This window comes from Thalassobacillus cyri (genome assembly GCF_900107755.1).
GTDB classification, from domain to species: domain Bacteria; phylum Bacillota; class Bacilli; order Bacillales; family Halobacillaceae; genus Thalassobacillus; species Thalassobacillus cyri.
On the sequence record NZ_FNQR01000002.1, the window covers coordinates 85,128 to 101,152 of the forward strand.

Genomic DNA, 16,025 nt, shown 5'->3' on the forward strand with positions numbered 1-16,025 from the left:
CTAACAAAAGTTTTTTAGATGCAGGAGGTTCGCTGTGGAATTTTTTATAGAGCAATGGGAAGCACTACAGGACTATATCATGCAGCCAGATGTCTGGATAACCATGGCTAAAGGTTTGTTCCGGATTATCATGATTGTAGTCGTTTCCTTGACGATTATAAAAGTTGCTAAAAAAATTGTCCTTAAATATTTTAGTGAAAAGAGACGGGGACCTTTCAGTATCCCTAAAAGGAGGGAAGCGACCCTTGTCAAACTGGTAGAAAACACATTGACCTATATCGTCTATTTATATGCGCTTATGATGATACTGGAGACATTTGGATTCAATATCGGCGCCTTACTTGCAGGGGCCGGGGTTGCCGGGCTCGCTATTGGTTTTGGCGCTCAAAACCTTGTGCGAGATGTCATCACCGGTTTCTTCATCATATTCGAAGATCAATTTTCTGTCGGCGACTTTGTGCGAATTTCCGGCATAGAAGGATTTGTAGAAGAAATCGGACTTCGTACTTCCAAAATAAAAAGCTGGACAGGAGAGCTTCATATTATACCTAATGGAGCTATTACCCAGGTGACAAACTATTCCATTCATAATAGTATAGCAGTGGTGGATGTCAGCATCGCTTACGAAGAGGATATCGACCAGGCAGAAAAAGTGATCGCTGAACTCTTGGAAGAGCTGCCTGATAAATATGAAATGATGATTACAACACCAGAATTGCTAGGTATTCAAAATTTAGCAGCATCTGATGTGCAGATGAGGGTGATTGCGGAAACATACCCGATGGAACATTGGGCTGTAGGCCGTGCGCTTAGAAAAGAAATCAAAAATCGATTGGATGATAAGGGAATTGAAATACCTTTCCCAAGACTTGTCATGTATTCCAGGCATGAAGCTGAATCAGAACAAAACGTATAATGGAATGGAGGAAGAAGGGCCATGGCTAAGAAAGATTTTCAATTGAATGATGTTGTTGAGATGAAAAAACCCCATCCATGTGGGGAGAATCGCTGGAAAATCATCCGAATGGGTGCTGATATCCGGATCAAATGCATGGGCTGCGACCATAGCGCCTTACTCCCCCGCCGCCGTTTTGAAACGAAGATGAAACGTGTATTGGAAAGAGCGGATACCGAATAAAGGAAAGTGGATAGTGAACTGTTTCGAAAATTTACATTATCAAGCGATGATTTTTAAAAAACAAGGGTTGTCATCACCCTTGTTTTCTATTTTTATGCCACTTGTGTTTTAGACAGGCAGTAACTTATAATTGGGATGACTAACGTACATGTACGCAAACCCTTAAGGAGTGAAAGTCTTTTATGGCATTAACAGCTGGAATCGTAGGTCTGCCCAACGTAGGCAAATCTACATTGTTTAACGCAATTACACAAGCAGGCGCAGAGTCTGCCAATTACCCGTTTTGTACTATAGATCCGAATGTCGGCATCGTGGAGGTACCTGACGCTCGTCTTGATAAACTTACTGAACTGGTCAAACCGAAAAAAACCATACCGACAGCTTTTGAATTCACGGATATCGCAGGTATTGTCAAAGGTGCGAGTAAAGGCGAAGGGTTAGGGAACCAATTTCTTTCCCATATTCGCCAGGTAGATGCCATCTGTCACGTCGTGCGTGCCTTTCAGGATGAGAATATTACGCACGTTTCCGGACAGGTTGATCCAATCAGTGACATCGAAACAATCAATTTAGAACTGATCCTCGCTGATTTAGAAACCGTTTCGAAACGTATGGACCGTGTTGCCAAGATGGCCCGTCAAAAAGATAAAGAAGCGGTAGCAGAATATGATGTACTATCTAAATTGAAAGACGCATTTGAAGAGGAACAGCCAGCCCGGGCAGTCGATTTTACAGACGAGCAATTGAAGATCGTTAAAGGTCTTCATCTACTGACCATCAAGCCTATCCTATATGTGGCCAATGTCAGTGAAGACGAAATCGGCACCGATGCAGACAACCCTCAAGTAGAAAAAATCCGCGAATATGCTGCTAATGAAAATGCAGAAGTAATCGTTATCTGTGCAAAAATAGAATCCGAGATTGCTGAGCTTGATGGCGAAGAAAAACAGGAATTCCTTGATGATCTGGGAATTGCTGAATCCGGTTTGGACCAATTGATCAAGGCCACCTACAATTTACTTGGGCTGGCAACCTATTTCACAGCTGGTGAGCAAGAGGTACGGGCGTGGACATTTACCCTTGGGATGAAAGCACCCCAAGCAGCCGGAATCATTCATACTGATTTTGAGCGAGGTTTCATCCGGGCAGAGACCGTATCCTACAAAGATCTTGTTGAAGCAGGATCCATGGGAGCTGCTCGTGAAAAAGGAAAAGTCCGTCTCGAAGGGAAAGAATATCCCGTCAAAGATGGCGATGTCATCCATTTCCGTTTCAATGTATAAGCGTAGATTCCGTTTCCCACGTTAAATACTGTTGTTTTTTGAAAGAACGTTTGGTATAATACAACATTGTGAGTAATTAACGATAAATTACTCCTTGCTCCTTTCAAGTGAAGGAGCCGCTAAGTCCACAAGGAGGTGAAAACGGATGAGAAATTATGAAATCATGTACATCATCCGCCCAAACATCGAGGAGGAAGCTAAAACATCACTAGTTGAGCGTTTTAACGGTATCCTTTCTGATAATGGCGCGGAGGTTGAAAAAGTTGAAGAGATGGGCAAGCGTCGTCTTGCTTATGAAATCAACGACTACCGTGACGGTATCTATGTAACCATCAACTTCAAAGGTGATCGTGACGCTATCAATGAGTTCGATCGTCAAGCGAAGTTCTCTGATGATATTATCCGTCATATTGCTGTACGCGAAGATGATCAATAAGGAGTGATTCTGATGTTAAATCGTGTCGTATTAGTCGGCAGATTAACGAGGGATCCGGACCTACGCTATACACCAAACGGGGTGGCAGTTGCCAACTTCACCATCGCGGTCAATCGTCCTTTTTCCAACCAGCAAGGTGATCGGGACGCTGACTTCATCAACTGTGTCGTTTGGAGACGTGCTGCCGAGAACCTCGCGAACTTCATGAACAAAGGAAGCCTCGTAGGTGTCGATGGAAGATTGCAATCCCGGAGTTTTGAAAACCAGGAAGGAAAGCGTGTATTTGTCACAGAAGTTGTGGCAGACAGCGTACAGTTCCTGGAAACCAAAGGTTCTTCTCAAGGAGGAGGACAAGGTTCATCTGGATTCCAGCAAAATCAGAATCCTCGTCAAAATGACTTTGGTGCAAACCAAAACAACCAAAACAACAATAACAACAATAACAACAATAACAACCGAAATGATGACCCATTCGCAGATAATGGGGAACCAATAGATATATCAGACGATGATCTACCATTCTAAAATCAAGTAAGGAGGGAATGTCACATGGCACGTCGCGGTCGCGCAAAGCGCAGAAAAGTGTGTTTCTTCACATCGAACGGAATTACACACATCGATTATAAAGATGTTGACTTGCTAAGACGTTTCGTTTCTGAGCGTGGAAAAATTCTTCCTCGCCGTGTAACTGGAACTTCTGCTAAGTATCAACGTAAATTGACAAAAGCAATCAAGCGTGCTCGTACGATGGCTCTATTGCCATACGTAACCGAGTAAACATCCAAAACCTCTGACCGAAGGATCCATCCTTCCGTCAGAGGTTTTTTATTTTAGCCTCAGTTAAAATCTTATTGTTCCTTTTACAGTTAAAGCTCCTTTTAATTGAATAAGTCTCTTATGAAATTGATACTATCGCCAAGAGCACTGGTAGGTTATTTTTAAAATAAAAAGTAAAATGTAGCAATGAAAACAATGAAAGCGCTTAGAAATAGGAAGGAGTTGTTTGAATAGATTGACAAATAGGGAGGGTTTGATAGGATAGAAAATATTATTCACTTTAGTGATGGAAATTACTGAAGGGAAATTCGGTACAGGTATGAAAGGAGACAGGCTAATGAGTTTTCGTGTGTTGATTTGTGATCCCCTAAGTGAAGAGGGCCTCACACCATTGAAGAATGCAGAGGATATCGAGGTCATCAATACCCCGGGGATGCAGCAGGAAGAACTTTTGGAAAAAGTGAACAAGGTGGACGCTTTGATTGTCCGAAGTCAAACACGCATTTCCCGGGAAATTGTCGAAGCGGCGCCTAATTTGAAAGTGATCGGCCGTGCAGGCGTCGGGGTGGATAATATCGATTTGGATGCAGCAACCGAACATGGAGTGATTGTCGTCAATGCTCCAGATGGCAATACCATCTCTGCTGCTGAACATACGATGGCAATGCTTATGTCTTTAGCTCGAAATATTCCTCAGGCCTACAACCTGTTACGTAAAGATAAATGGGAACGAAAAGCGATGATTGGGGTCGAGCTGAAAGATAAGACCCTTGGTATCATCGGTCTTGGCAGGATTGGAGCGGAGGTAGCCCGCCGTGCGAAAGGCCAGCGTATGAATGTCATCGCCTATGATCCCTTCCTGACGAAAGAAAAAGCTGAAAAAATGGGTGTCGATTACGGCAGTGTAGAAGATGTCCTAAAAACTGCTGACTTTATCACGCTCCATACACCTTTGATGGAAGAAACAAGACATATGATCAACCGGGAGGCCTTCCAGCTGATGAAGCCTTCAGCTAGAATTATTAACTGTTCCCGCGGCGGTATCATCGACGAAGACGCCCTTTATGATGCACTTGTAGAAAAGCAGATTGCAGGTGCTGCTCTGGATGTATTCGAAGAAGAACCAGCAATCGGACATAAGCTGCTGGAATTGGATGAAGTCATTGCTACGCCTCATTTAGGTGCCAGTACGATTGAAGCTCAGGAAAATGTCGCTGTTGACGTCAGTAAGGATATCGTTCATATTCTGCGTGATGGTAATGCTCGTAATCCGGTGAATATCGCCTCTGTTTCGGAAGAAGTGATGGATCAACTGGCTCCATATTTCACTTTGTCAGAAAAGCTGGGTCAATTTATATCACGCTTGACCAGGGGAGTATTAGAGAAAATCAACATTTATTATGCCGGTGAATTGGTAGACCACCAAACCAATCCATTGACAAGAAATACGGTGAAGGGAATTCTACGACTTCATCTGGGATCACGGATCAATGAAGTTAATGCATTTATGGCAGCTGATGAACGAGGAATTATCATAAATGAACAAAAGACTACCCACTCCCGTGGATTCACTAACTTGATTACCGTAGAGATCCAGACAAATGAAGAGACAAGGTCAGTTTCTGGGACGTTATTGAACGGGCTTGGACCTCGGATTGTAAAGCTTGACCAATATTCTGTCGATGTACTGCCTGCGGGTAACCTTGTAGTCATACGCCACCATGATAAGCCAGGGGCCATTGGTAAAGTCGGTAATTTATTAGCTGAAGATGATATTAATATAGCAACCATGCAGGTTGGACGTACAGACCTTGGCGGACACGCGGTCATGGTTTTGACTGTCGATAAGCCGCTCGAGGAGGCTTGTACCAATAAAATCAGCCAAATGGAGGAAGTTCGCCAAGTCCATAGTTTACAATTATAAAAAATACCCACCTAGGAGGACACCTTCTCCTCCTTTGGTGGGTATTTTTTAGTCTAATGGAACAGTTTTAGAAGAACGCTGAGAAAATACGTGGATTTCATCATAACCGGCCCAGCGTGCCAGTTCGATAGATTCGTCATATTTATAGCCGATATGATCCGGTTTATGAGCATCCGAGCATAAAACGATACCTACTCCGGCTTCATAGCATTTTTTCAATAATACAGGGTCCGGGTAAATTTCTCCCACAGGCTTTCTAAGGCCGGCTGTACTTATTTCTATACAGGTTCCTGACTCTGCGAGTGCCTTAACTGCCCGGTCATATTGTGCGTGCAGGAAGTCTTTATCGTCCGGCCAATAAGAAAATATTTTAATTAAGTCGATATGGCCAACAAAATCAAATAATTTCGATTCAGCAAGCGTGACGACCTGGTCGAAATATTGACGATATGCTTCTTTGATATCCCGTCTTTCGTATTCTTCACGGAAAGTAGCCAGGTCGATTCCCCAATCGCCAATCCAATGGACAGAACCAATGACATAATCAAAAGGATGAGCGTCAATGAATGCTTTCATTTCAGCTTCTTTACCTGGCGTATAATCCATCTCAATTCCCATTTTCACAGAGAGTCCCTCATCTTTCGCCTTGTCGAATAAAGCCTGATACTCTTTGAAATCAAGGCCGCGCCGGTTATCGATCCAGGGGTTGGAAATAATATTCTTCGTTTCATTAAAGAAATAAGCATGTTCGGATATTCCTAATTCCTCAATTCCCTCTTTTTGAGCTTTAGCAAGATATTCTTTTAAATACTCCGTTGAAAAATCGCCTGTCTCATGCATATGTACATGATAATCTGTCCGCATGGTTCTCCTCCTCTGAGTTTGGGTTGGACTAATCTTATCAAACTATTAAATTCACAGCAAAGGCAATGGGAAGTAGCTTCAGGCTTAAACAGAAAGGCAAGCTGCTGTGCAATTGTGTATTTAGTTATTGTAACAAGAAGAAACGTGTTAGAATGAAAGGGTACTTTGATCATAGGGATGTACATCAAAAGATATAGAATATAACTGTTTGTAGAGAGAGAATGGAGTGTCATGGAAAATGATGGGGTCCAAACAAATTACAGATGGGGCTTTAATGACCGGTGTTTATCTGATAATGTTATTGATAAACGTTTTTGTCCCGTTTGTTGGAATATTGGTATTCTTTGCTTTACCTGTTCCTTTTATTATATATAGCTATCGTCATGGTTTCAAACCAGGTGTTTTCATGGTGTTAACTGCTATTATACTTTCTTTGTTGGTAGCAACAATTTATTCCTTGCCAATTACCCTTATGGCTGGAGTAGGGGGACTATTTACCGGTATAGCCCTTAATAAAAAACGTTCGGCATATGAAACGCTGGCTGTTGGGACCGTCGGGTTTTTATTAGGTTTAGTATCTGTCTTCCTGGTGACTCAAATGTTATTTGGGGTCAATTGGGTTGATGAAATCAACACGATGCTGGATGAATCCTTTGCAATGACAGAGGGAATGATGGACAGCATTATCGGTGAAAATGAAGCTACAGAAGAGCAAATGCAGGTACTTCAAGAGCAAGTGCAACAATTCCCTGATATCATACCAAGCCTGTTTGCGATCATGGCACTCGGGCTGGCGTTCATCAGCCAGTTGTTGAGCTATAAAATTTTGAATCGTATGGAACAAAAAAAACTGAAGTTCGCTAAATTTAGAGACTTTAAATTACCGACTTCGATATTATGGTACTATTTTTTTGGTATGATTTTCACATGGATCAATATAGATACAGAAAGCATGGTGTATCTGGCAGCGATTAATATTTTTATTGTCACCGGCTTATTGATTGCCCTCCAGGGATTTGCTTTTATTTTCTACTACACCCATGTAAAGAAACTTTCCAAAGCCATCCCTGTTGTTATTATTATTTTAACCATACTTTTACCAACAGTTCTGCTTTATCTTGTAAGAATCTTAGGTATAATTGATTTAGGATTTTCGTTGCGTAATCGCTTGAAAGAAGATAAATGAATGCATGGATATTGATTGTAGGAGCTGACATTCATGACGAAATTTGTTAAAAAACCAAAGATAAGCAGACACTTTTGGATCATTTATTCGCTGTCCATTGTTTTGCTTGCTTTTATTTGGTATTACCAATGGTCACTAGGTTTATTGATGACCCTGCTACTGACTGCTTCCATTTATTATACAGTCCGGGCAGAACAGAACATGATCAATGAAACCGAGGAATACATCACCACGCTTTCCTACCGGGTAAAAAAAGTCGGGGAGGAAGCGTTATTAGAGATGCCATTGGGGATCGTTCTGTTCAGTGAGAATTATCGCGTTGAATGGACGAACCCTTATATGAATGATTTTGCTGGTGATGAAGAGACATTGGTGGGTCAATCGCTCCAGGATTTATCAGAAGACTTGATCACTTGTATCAAAGAGGATAAAAAGGAAGCATGGATCGCGATAAAAGACTATGAGTTTCAGGTTTTTATCAAAAAAGATGAACGTCTGCTATACTTATTCGACCGTACGAAGCAGACCGAGATCCAGCATCTTTATCAAAATGAACAGACGGTGTTATCCATCATCTTTCTGGACAACTATGAAGAAATTACGCAGGGTATGGATGACACTGCTAAAAGTCATCTTAACTCACAGGTTACCTCCATTCTCAATAAGTGGTCGAACGAATATGGCATTTATCTAAAGAGAACGTCGCAAGAACGCTTTATAGCAGTGATGAACCAAGAGATTTTGTATCAATTGGAAAAATCCAAGTTTGAGATATTAGATGAAGTGCGGGAATTGATATCCAATCAGAATGTCCCGTTGACGTTGAGTTATGGAATTGGCGTCGGCCCTGTCAGTTTACCTGAGTTAGGGGAATTGGCCCAGTCAAGTCTTGATCTTGCTTTGGGACGAGGCGGTGACCAGGTTGCTATCAAGGATGATACGGGAAAAGTACGTTTCTATGGCGGTAAAACAAACCCGATGGAAAAGCGTACACGAGTACGTGCCAGGGTCATTTCCCATGCCTTGAAAGAATTGGTTAAGGAAAGCGACCGCGTTTTGATAATGGGGCATAAAGCGCCTGATATGGATGCTGTCGGTGCGGCAATCGGGATTTTAAAGATTGCCCAGGCGAATGATAAGGAAGGCCATATCGTAATGGATGAAGATGAAATCGATACAGGTGTCGATAAAATGATCGAAGAAGTGAAAGATGATGAGGAGCTATGGGCGAAGTTCATTTCACGGGAAGATGCTCTGGATGTAGTTACGAATGAGACACTGCTTGTAGTGGTCGACACCCATAAACCCTCAATGGTAGCAGAAGAAAAGCTCTTGAGTAAGACAGAGCACGTGGTAGTGATCGACCATCATCGCAGAGCCGAAGAGTTCATTTCTGATCCAACTCTTGTCTATATGGAGCCTTATGCTTCCTCTACTGCTGAATTAGTGACGGAACTATTGGAGTACCAGCCGAAGAAACTGAAGCTTTCGATGCTGGAAGCGACCGCGTTGCTATCAGGAATTATAGTCGACACCAAGAGCTTTACCTTACGTACGGGATCCCGTACGTTTGATGCTGCTTCCTATTTGCGTTCCAAAGGTGCGGATACCGTCCTGGTACAGAAGTTCATGAAAGAAGACTTGAATGTCTACGTACGGCGCAGTCAATTGATTGAACGAGCATCGATTTATAGAGATGGAATCGCCATCGCTACTGGAAATGAAGGGGAGTCTTATGGTCCGGTATTGATTGCGCAAGCGGCAGATACCTTACTGACGATGAGTGGTGTCGTTGCTTCCTTTGTCATATCGGAACGAAAAGATGGTCGTATCGGAATCAGTGCCCGCTCACTTGGGGATGTCAACGTGCAGGTAGTCATGGAACGCATGAACGGCGGTGGTCACCTGACAAATGCCGCGACTCAAGTCGAAGATACCACCATAAGCGATGCGAAGGCATTGTTGCAAGATATCATTGATGAATATTTTGAAGGGGGAACACCAGAATGAAGGTTATTTTTACAGAAGACGTAAAAGGGAAAGGTAAAAAAGGCGAAGTGAAAAATGTCTCTGATGGTTACGCACGTAACTATCTGTTGAAAAATAATCTGGCTAAAGAAGCGACTCCTGGCAACATGAAAGAATTAAAAGCAAAGAAAAATAAAGAGAAGCAACTTGAACAGCAAGAGTTAGAAGAAGCAGAAAAGCTGAAGGAAACATTAGCTGGTCTGGAAGTGAAATTGACAGCTAAATCCGGTGATGGCGGCCGTCTATTCGGTTCAATTACAAGCAAGCAAATTGCTGATGAATTGAAGAAGACCCACAAAATAAAAATTGATAAACGTAAAATCGAATTAGATAATCCGATTCGCACCCTTGGTTATACAAATGTTCCTGTAAAACTCCATCCGGAAGTTACAGGCACCATCAAGGTGCACGTGGAAGAACAATAATGCCATCCTTTTTTCTTCTAAAGGGAGGAACAGCATGTGAGTGAATTATGGAATGATCGCACCCCGCCTCATAACGTCGAAGCCGAGCAGGCGGTCCTCGGTGCGATCTTTTTAGAGCCTGAAGCTATGTCGACTGCGTCAGAGAAGCTTTTGCCGGATGACTTTTACCGGGCAAGCCACCAGCGTATTTTTGAAGTGATGTTAACTTTATCGGACAGAGGGGAACCAATTGACCTTGTTACCGTGACAACCGCCCTTTCCAATGCCAAAGTGCTGGAGGAAGTCGGCGGCGTCTCTTATCTGAGTGATTTGGCCAACTCCGTCCCAACTGCTGCTAATATTGAATACTACGCCAGGATCGTCGATGAAAAAGCGATCCTGAGGCGATTGATAAAAACAGCGACTGATATCGTAACTACCGGTTATTCTGATGAAGAAGATGTCGATAGTGTCCTGAATGATGCTGAAAAGAACATTCTTGACGTTTCCCAACGGAAAAACTCAGGAGCATTCAAGAACATTAAGGATGTACTGATCGATGTTTATGATAATATCGAACAGCTCCACAATAACTCGGAAGGTGTGACCGGTATTCCTACGGGTTACCGTGATTTAGATAAAATCACCTCCGGTTTCCAGCGGAATGATTTAATCATCGTCGCTGCCCGTCCTTCTATGGGTAAGACGGCATTTGCGTTGAATATCGCTCAAAATGTTGCGATCAATACAGAGGAAAACGTAGCAATTTTCAGTCTTGAGATGGGCGCGGATCAGCTTGTGTCCCGTATGCTTTGTGCAGAAGGCAATATCGATGCCCAGCGGCTCCGTACCGGAAGTCTTGAAGCGGAAGATTGGGGTAAGCTGACGATGGCGATGGGAAGTTTGTCTAACGCAGGTATATACATTGACGATACACCAGGTATCCGGGTCAGTGATATCCGGTCGAAATGTCGGCGTCTGAAACAAGAGAATGGGCTTGGGATGATATTGATTGACTATCTCCAGTTGATTCAGGGAAGTGCCAATTCCAAAGAAAACAGGCAGCAGGAAGTTTCCGAGATTTCCAGGTCATTAAAAGGACTAGCCCGTGAACTGAATGTGCCCTTGATTGCCTTATCCCAGCTTTCCCGTGGGGTAGAATCACGTCAGGACAAACGGCCAATGATGTCTGACCTTCGTGAATCAGGAAGTATCGAGCAGGATGCCGATATCGTCGGTTTCTTATATCGTGAAGACTATTATGAACAAGAATCAGAGAATAATAACATCGAAATCATTCTTGCCAAGCAGCGTAACGGCCCGGTCGGTACGGTAGAACTTGCATTTGTAAAACAATATAACAAGTTCGTGGACCTTGATCACCGTTACCAGGAGAGCGATATACCGCCAGCATGATAAAAGGGTAAGTCCAAGCTGTAAAAAGCTGCTGGACTTACCCTTTTTCTTTTTGTTGCAAGTGGAAAAGAAGCTTAGAAAGGTCATTCCAGCCATAAGCGATTTCTTTCAAGTCCTCCCCTGCTAAGGTAAGGGTTTGTTCTGCTACTGGGATTCCTCCGATAGCTTTATAGAATGGTCGGGAAGGGTTATCCCTTAAAGCCCAAATCAACAGCGAAGAATGGCCGTTAGCACGCAGTTTTTGCAGCAGTGGAAGGAGAAGTGCTTTACCTATTCCCTGACGTTGATAAGCAGTCAGAATATAAAGTGCGTAAACTTCCCCTGTATAAAATGGATGGCCTTCTCGTTCTTTTCCACCGCTGATAAATCCTACGATTCCATCTTTCTTATTTTCCGCTACATAAATCAGGTAATTCGGGTCCTCTATCATTTTCGTCCATCTTTTTTTCCGTTCTTCGATGGACAAGTTTTCAAGGAATGTGTCAGGGACTATCTTTTTATATGTCGATCTCCAGGTGGAAACCTGAACATGGGCGATGCTTTCTGAATCATCAGGAGTGGCATTTCTGAACTTCATTTCTTCCTCCCCCTTAGTTGTACCTTTTCAATAGTTTACCATAATAATCCAGTGGCCAATATATTTACGATTTAGTCAATATCGAGTGAAAAAAGTCAATAAATCCTACATTTAGCCAATAAATACTGCGATCGACCAATAAATATCTGGACTGGATGACCATTACACAGCGGGCTAATGTCGAAAGGTGCCACGATGTTTAAGTAAAATCACGAACAAATACTTTTGATATATATTTAATGTTCGGTTATTGCATTGACGAATCCCTATACTATTGGTAAACTTACGAGTGTCTATAGAAAATATAACAATAAATTAAAGAATGGCGGAGGTGCCTTATGTCTTCAGTAGTTGTAGTAGGAACCCAATGGGGAGATGAAGGAAAAGGTAAAATTACGGACTTTTTATCACAAAACGCCGAAGTAGTTGCTCGTTATCAAGGCGGTAATAATGCAGGTCATACGATTAAGTTTGATGGTGTGACGTATAAATTACATCTGATCCCATCTGGAATTTTCTTTGAAGATAAAGTTTGTGTGTTAGGAAATGGAATGGTCATTGATCCAAAAGCACTGATAACTGAACTGGAATACTTACACGATAAAGGTGTATCAACGAGTAACCTGCGAATCAGTAATCGTGCTCACGTGATTCTTCCCTATCATCTGAAGTTAGATGAATTACAGGAAGAAGAAAAAGGCGCCAATAAAATAGGAACAACCAAAAAAGGAATAGGCCCTGCTTATATGGATAAAGCGGCCCGTGTCGGCATTCGTATCGCAGATTTAATGGATAAGGATGCTTTTCATGAAAAGCTTGCGCTGAACCTGGAAGAAAAGAATCGTCATTTTGAGAAGTTGTATGAAACAGAGGGAATCAATGTAGAAGATATCCTGGAAGAGTATTACGAGTATGGTCAGCAGATTAAGCAGTATGTCTGCGATACTTCCAAAGTACTGAATGATAATCTTGATGAAGGTCGCCGCGTTTTGTTTGAAGGGGCTCAAGGGGTAATGCTCGATATCGACCAGGGTACCTATCCGTTTGTTACTTCTTCTAACCCGATTGCGGGTGGGGTGACAATCGGTTCAGGTGTCGGCCCTACTAAGATCAAGCATGTCGTCGGTGTTTCAAAAGCATATACAACCCGTGTCGGTGATGGACCGTTTCCTACTGAGCTTGAAGATGAAATTGGCGAACAGATACGTGAAGTAGGTCGTGAATATGGCACAACAACTGGCCGACCACGAAGAGTGGGCTGGTTTGATAGTGTGGTAGTACGCCATGCCCGCCGCGTTAGCGGGCTTACTGATTTATCTTTGAATTCAATCGATGTCTTGACAGGGATTGAAACGTTGAAAATCTGTACAGCCTACCGCTACAAAGGTGAGACTATAGAAGAATTCCCGGCAAGCTTGAAAGTACTGGCGGAATGTGAGCCTGTCTATGAAGAAATGCCAGGCTGGACAGAGGACATCACAGGAGTGAAAAGTCTCCATGAGCTTCCAGCCAACGCCCGCCATTATGTGGAACGTATTTCTCAGTTGACTGGTATCCCGTTATCGATTTTCTCTGTCGGCCCAGATCGATCCCAGACAAATGTCGTGCGCAGTGTATATAGCGCAGATTAAAGCTTCTACACTAAAGAGAGTTGAATGTAATGTCAGCTCTCTTTTTTGTTAGATAATTTATGTTAAACTATAGAAGTTATGAGAAACTTTTCTAAAAAAGAAGGGAGTGGTTAGGTGAGTATCGTTAGTGTTTTATTAGGCGTTGGTATAGTAATTCTATTCCTTGTTATATTAGCAGTGGGCTCAGCGCAAAGATAACAAGGGGTTATACCGCTTTTTACTAAATTAAAGGGAATTATATTAAAAACTATTGCTATCATGATTATACTTGTGATACGATTAACCACGTTGTCGAAAACAAATGAAAACTGCGATGAAATTACATAATTGTACGACGATCACACTTGTCGTAAACATCTTATGAAAAACATCACCGTAGGCTTTGCGAGGAGTACAGCAATACCTATGTAGCCACAATGCGTTTAAACGAGTTGTAGAACGAACATAGTTACACGAACACTAGCAAAATTAAATAACCTATTAACATTAAGGCTTGGTAGCTCAGTCGGTAGAGCAACGGACTGAAAATCCGTGTGTCGGCGGTTCGATTCCGTCCCAAGCCACTGCGAAAAAGAGGTCTGAACATGTTCAGGCCTCTTTTTTGCGGGTTGAAAATAAACTGTAATAAAAATGAAAAATATTCCGACAATTACCCGCTTGAACCTTGATATATCAACATTCTCACTAACGTTAAAATCAAGCTAATGTTGCCAATGTTACCGTTATCTACCATGTATATTATAAGTGTATTACAAATACAGGTTTCCTGTTTCGACACCCTTCTACACTATGATAGATTAATGAAGTGACAAAATTATTAAGCAATTTAGAGAGATAGATAGAATAATTGACTTGGAAAAGCTTAGGAGGATTTACGTAGTGAAGGGAAAAGGTTTTAACAAAAAGCGGAGGTCAAGCCATTCAAGTTTTTGGGGAAAGTTAATTGTTGCATTTTTGTTCAGTATAGTGCTTTCGGGAAACCCTTCTGTGCAAGCTGAGGGTGAACTCTCCACAATCTATCATGTTTATGTAGGAGATGAATACATAGGTGCTGTTGATGATAAGCAAATGGTAGAAAGTGAGATTGAAGATCATATCGAAAAAGCACAAGAAAAGTATGAAGATATGACACTTACAACTTCTAGTGAAGTAAATTATATTGCAGAGAAACTCTTTGAACCATCCCATAATAATGATCAAGTAACTGATGACATCAATAACGAATTGGAGATTCAAGCAGAAGTTTTCACCGTAGAAGTAGATGGTGAAGTCGTCGCATACCTTCCTTCTAAAGAGAAGGCTGAAGAGACGGTTCATCAATTCAAAATGGAATACATGGATGAATCTACCCTTAAAGAAGCAGAGTCAAACATGAAACATGAAAAAAATGTGGATGTAAAAAAAGGAGACCCTGCTGTAGTAGAAGTTTCCTTGTCGAAAGAAGTTACTCATTCCAAAGATAAAGTGGATCCTGAAAAAGTTTCTACCGTGGATGAAGCAGTGGAACTTTTGAAATCTGGTAAAGAAGTCAAAAAAGAGCATACCGTAGAAAAGGGAGACACTATAAGTGAAATAGCGAGTGAATATGATTTGACCGAAGAAAAGTTCATGCAGCTTAACCACAATATTGATAATTCCAACGATCTGGAAGCCGATGAAACATTAAAAGTAGCAGAGCAGCGTCCTTATTTGGAAGTCATCGTAAAAGAAGAAGAAATTAAGGAAGCATCGATCGCCCATGATACGGAAACGAAACGTACAGACGACTTATATGAAGGCGAGACAAAAATAGAACAAAAAGGCGAGGATGGAAAAAAAGAAATCCATTATTCCATAACAAAAGTAAATGGAGAAACAACGGAAACCAAAAAGCTTAAGGAAGAAACGGTAAAAGAACCGGTCAAAGAAATTATCTTAAAAGGCACCAAAGAGAAGCCTGCTACAGGTGACGGTACATTCTCCTGGCCTGCTGTCGGCGGTACGATCACCAGTAAGATGGGCCAGCGTTGGGGTAAACCTCATAACGGTATCGATATTGCCGGTGTAAGCGACAGAACCATCAAAGCAGCAGACGGCGGTGTTGTCACCTATGCTCAGTTCAATAGTGGAGGCTATGGGAACCAAGTGAAAATAGATCATAAAAATGGGTTTGTGACCACTTATTCTCACTTGAGTTCGATTAGTGTCAGCAAAGGACAAAAAGTAGCTGCTGGGGACAAAATCGGAGTGATGGGTACCACAGGGCAATCTACGGGAGTCCACTTGCACTTTGAAGTGCATAAAAATGGTTCACCGGTAAATCCTTTAAGTTATGTATCCAAATAAAACATATGTTGAAATGATAGCCGCGCGCAAGTATTT

15 protein-coding genes and 1 tRNA gene are annotated in these 16,025 nt (G+C 42.1%); 14 read left to right on the plus strand and 2 right to left on the minus strand.

The genetic code is table 11. The features are described 5' to 3' along the window. Nucleotides 1-79: 79 nt before the first annotated feature. From BLV00_RS02705 to serA, 7 genes are all read left to right on the plus strand, one after another. Nucleotides 80-916, plus strand: a complete 837-nt coding sequence (locus BLV00_RS02705) for a mechanosensitive ion channel family protein (protein ID WP_093042706.1) — start codon at nt 80-82, stop codon at nt 914-916. Nucleotides 917-937: 21 nt separating this feature from the next. Further along, nucleotides 938-1,138, plus strand: coding sequence for a DUF951 domain-containing protein (locus tag BLV00_RS02710; protein ID WP_093042166.1), 201 nt, complete (start codon nt 938-940; stop codon nt 1,136-1,138). 182 nt (nt 1,139-1,320) lie between these two features. Next, nucleotides 1,321-2,421: a redox-regulated ATPase YchF gene (gene ychF / locus BLV00_RS02715; protein WP_093042168.1), complete on the plus strand. Its 1,101-nt coding sequence runs from the start codon at nt 1,321-1,323 to the stop codon at nt 2,419-2,421. Nucleotides 2,422-2,566: 145 nt separating this feature from the next. Next, a complete protein-coding gene (rpsF, locus tag BLV00_RS02720) occupies nt 2,567-2,857 on the plus strand; it encodes a 30S ribosomal protein S6 (RefSeq protein WP_093042170.1) in 291 nt (96 codons plus the stop codon). Between the two features lie 12 nt (nt 2,858-2,869). Then, nucleotides 2,870-3,382: a single-stranded DNA-binding protein gene (gene ssb, locus BLV00_RS02725; protein WP_093042172.1), complete on the plus strand. Its 513-nt coding sequence runs from the start codon at nt 2,870-2,872 to the stop codon at nt 3,380-3,382. Between the two features lie 24 nt (nt 3,383-3,406). Next, complete coding sequence (gene rpsR / locus BLV00_RS02730; protein ID WP_028784459.1) at nt 3,407-3,634, plus strand: 30S ribosomal protein S18; 228 nt, start codon at nt 3,407-3,409, stop codon at nt 3,632-3,634. A 337-nt stretch (nt 3,635-3,971) separates the two neighbouring features. Beyond that, nucleotides 3,972-5,558, plus strand: coding sequence for a phosphoglycerate dehydrogenase (serA, locus tag BLV00_RS02735; RefSeq protein ID WP_093042708.1), 1,587 nt, complete (start codon nt 3,972-3,974; stop codon nt 5,556-5,558). 48 nt (nt 5,559-5,606) lie between these two features. Here serA and BLV00_RS02740 read toward each other — a convergent pair whose 3' ends face one another. Then, nucleotides 5,607-6,422 carry a histidinol-phosphatase HisJ family protein gene (locus tag BLV00_RS02740; protein WP_093042174.1) on the minus strand — a complete coding sequence of 272 codons (816 nt, stop codon included), beginning with the start codon at nt 6,420-6,422 and terminating at the stop codon, nt 5,607-5,609. Nucleotides 6,423-6,663: 241 nt separating this feature from the next. On the opposite strand from BLV00_RS02740, the gene BLV00_RS02745 reads away from it, so the two are divergent. Genes BLV00_RS02745 through dnaB form a run of 4 tightly spaced genes read left to right on the plus strand, consistent with a single transcriptional unit; the run spans nt 6,664 to nt 11,456 of the window. Continuing rightward, a complete protein-coding gene (locus tag BLV00_RS02745) occupies nt 6,664-7,608 on the plus strand; it encodes a YybS family protein (RefSeq protein WP_245728766.1) in 945 nt (314 codons plus the stop codon). Between the two features lie 33 nt (nt 7,609-7,641). Continuing rightward, nucleotides 7,642-9,618, plus strand: a complete 1,977-nt coding sequence (locus tag BLV00_RS02750; RefSeq protein WP_093042177.1) for a DHH family phosphoesterase — start codon at nt 7,642-7,644, stop codon at nt 9,616-9,618. Then, on the plus strand, nt 9,615-10,061 hold the full coding sequence (gene rplI, locus BLV00_RS02755) for a 50S ribosomal protein L9 (RefSeq protein ID WP_028784454.1): 447 nt from the start codon (nt 9,615-9,617) through the stop codon (nt 10,059-10,061). Before BLV00_RS02750 ends, rplI begins: the two co-directional genes overlap by 4 nt. 36 nt (nt 10,062-10,097) lie before the next feature. Then, nucleotides 10,098-11,456, plus strand: coding sequence for a replicative DNA helicase (dnaB, locus tag BLV00_RS02760; protein WP_093042179.1), 1,359 nt, complete (start codon nt 10,098-10,100; stop codon nt 11,454-11,456). A 37-nt stretch (nt 11,457-11,493) separates the two neighbouring features. On the opposite strand, the gene BLV00_RS02765 is transcribed toward dnaB, so the two are convergent. Then, the gene (locus BLV00_RS02765) at nt 11,494-12,033 is read right to left on the minus strand and encodes a GNAT family N-acetyltransferase (protein WP_093042181.1); all 540 of its coding nucleotides are present in this window, start codon (nt 12,031-12,033) and stop codon (nt 11,494-11,496) included. A gap of 338 nt (nt 12,034-12,371) precedes the next feature. Between BLV00_RS02765 and BLV00_RS02770 the strand changes: the two genes are divergently transcribed. The 3 genes from BLV00_RS02770 (at nt 12,372) to BLV00_RS02780 (ending at nt 15,989) form a co-directional block, all read left to right on the plus strand. Continuing rightward, nucleotides 12,372-13,664 (plus strand): adenylosuccinate synthase, encoded by a 1,293-nt coding sequence (locus tag BLV00_RS02770; RefSeq protein ID WP_093042183.1) that lies wholly within the window; start codon nt 12,372-12,374, stop codon nt 13,662-13,664. A 490-nt stretch (nt 13,665-14,154) separates the two neighbouring features. Further along, nucleotides 14,155-14,227 (plus strand) — tRNA-Phe (locus BLV00_RS02775). Nucleotides 14,228-14,543: 316 nt separating this feature from the next. Further along, nucleotides 14,544-15,989, plus strand: coding sequence for a peptidoglycan DD-metalloendopeptidase family protein (locus BLV00_RS02780; RefSeq protein WP_093042185.1), 1,446 nt, complete (start codon nt 14,544-14,546; stop codon nt 15,987-15,989). The last annotated feature ends 36 nt before the right edge of the window (nt 15,990-16,025 follow it).

Excerpts from the sequence above, each read along its gene's own strand:
- BLV00_RS02705 (WP_093042706.1), top strand. The coding sequence starts at position 80 with ATGCAGCCAGATGTCTGGATAACCATGGCTAAAGGTTTGTTCCGGATT.
- BLV00_RS02710 (WP_093042166.1), top strand. The coding sequence starts at position 938 with ATGGCTAAGAAAGATTTTCAATTGAATGATGTTGTTGAGATGAAAAAA.
- ychF (WP_093042168.1), top strand. The coding sequence starts at position 1,321 with ATGGCATTAACAGCTGGAATCGTAGGTCTGCCCAACGTAGGCAAATCT.
- rpsF (WP_093042170.1), top strand. The coding sequence starts at position 2,567 with ATGAGAAATTATGAAATCATGTACATCATCCGCCCAAACATCGAGGAG.
- ssb (WP_093042172.1), top strand. The coding sequence starts at position 2,870 with ATGTTAAATCGTGTCGTATTAGTCGGCAGATTAACGAGGGATCCGGAC.
- rpsR (WP_028784459.1), top strand. The coding sequence starts at position 3,407 with ATGGCACGTCGCGGTCGCGCAAAGCGCAGAAAAGTGTGTTTCTTCACA.
- serA (WP_093042708.1), top strand. The coding sequence starts at position 3,972 with ATGAGTTTTCGTGTGTTGATTTGTGATCCCCTAAGTGAAGAGGGCCTC.
- BLV00_RS02740 (WP_093042174.1), bottom strand. The coding sequence starts at position 6,422 with ATGCGGACAGATTATCATGTACATATGCATGAGACAGGCGATTTTTCA.
- BLV00_RS02745 (WP_245728766.1), top strand. The coding sequence starts at position 6,664 with ATGGGGTCCAAACAAATTACAGATGGGGCTTTAATGACCGGTGTTTAT.
- BLV00_RS02750 (WP_093042177.1), top strand. The coding sequence starts at position 7,642 with ATGACGAAATTTGTTAAAAAACCAAAGATAAGCAGACACTTTTGGATC.
- rplI (WP_028784454.1), top strand. The coding sequence starts at position 9,615 with ATGAAGGTTATTTTTACAGAAGACGTAAAAGGGAAAGGTAAAAAAGGC.
- BLV00_RS02765 (WP_093042181.1), bottom strand. The coding sequence starts at position 12,033 with ATGAAGTTCAGAAATGCCACTCCTGATGATTCAGAAAGCATCGCCCAT.
- BLV00_RS02770 (WP_093042183.1), top strand. The coding sequence starts at position 12,372 with ATGTCTTCAGTAGTTGTAGTAGGAACCCAATGGGGAGATGAAGGAAAA.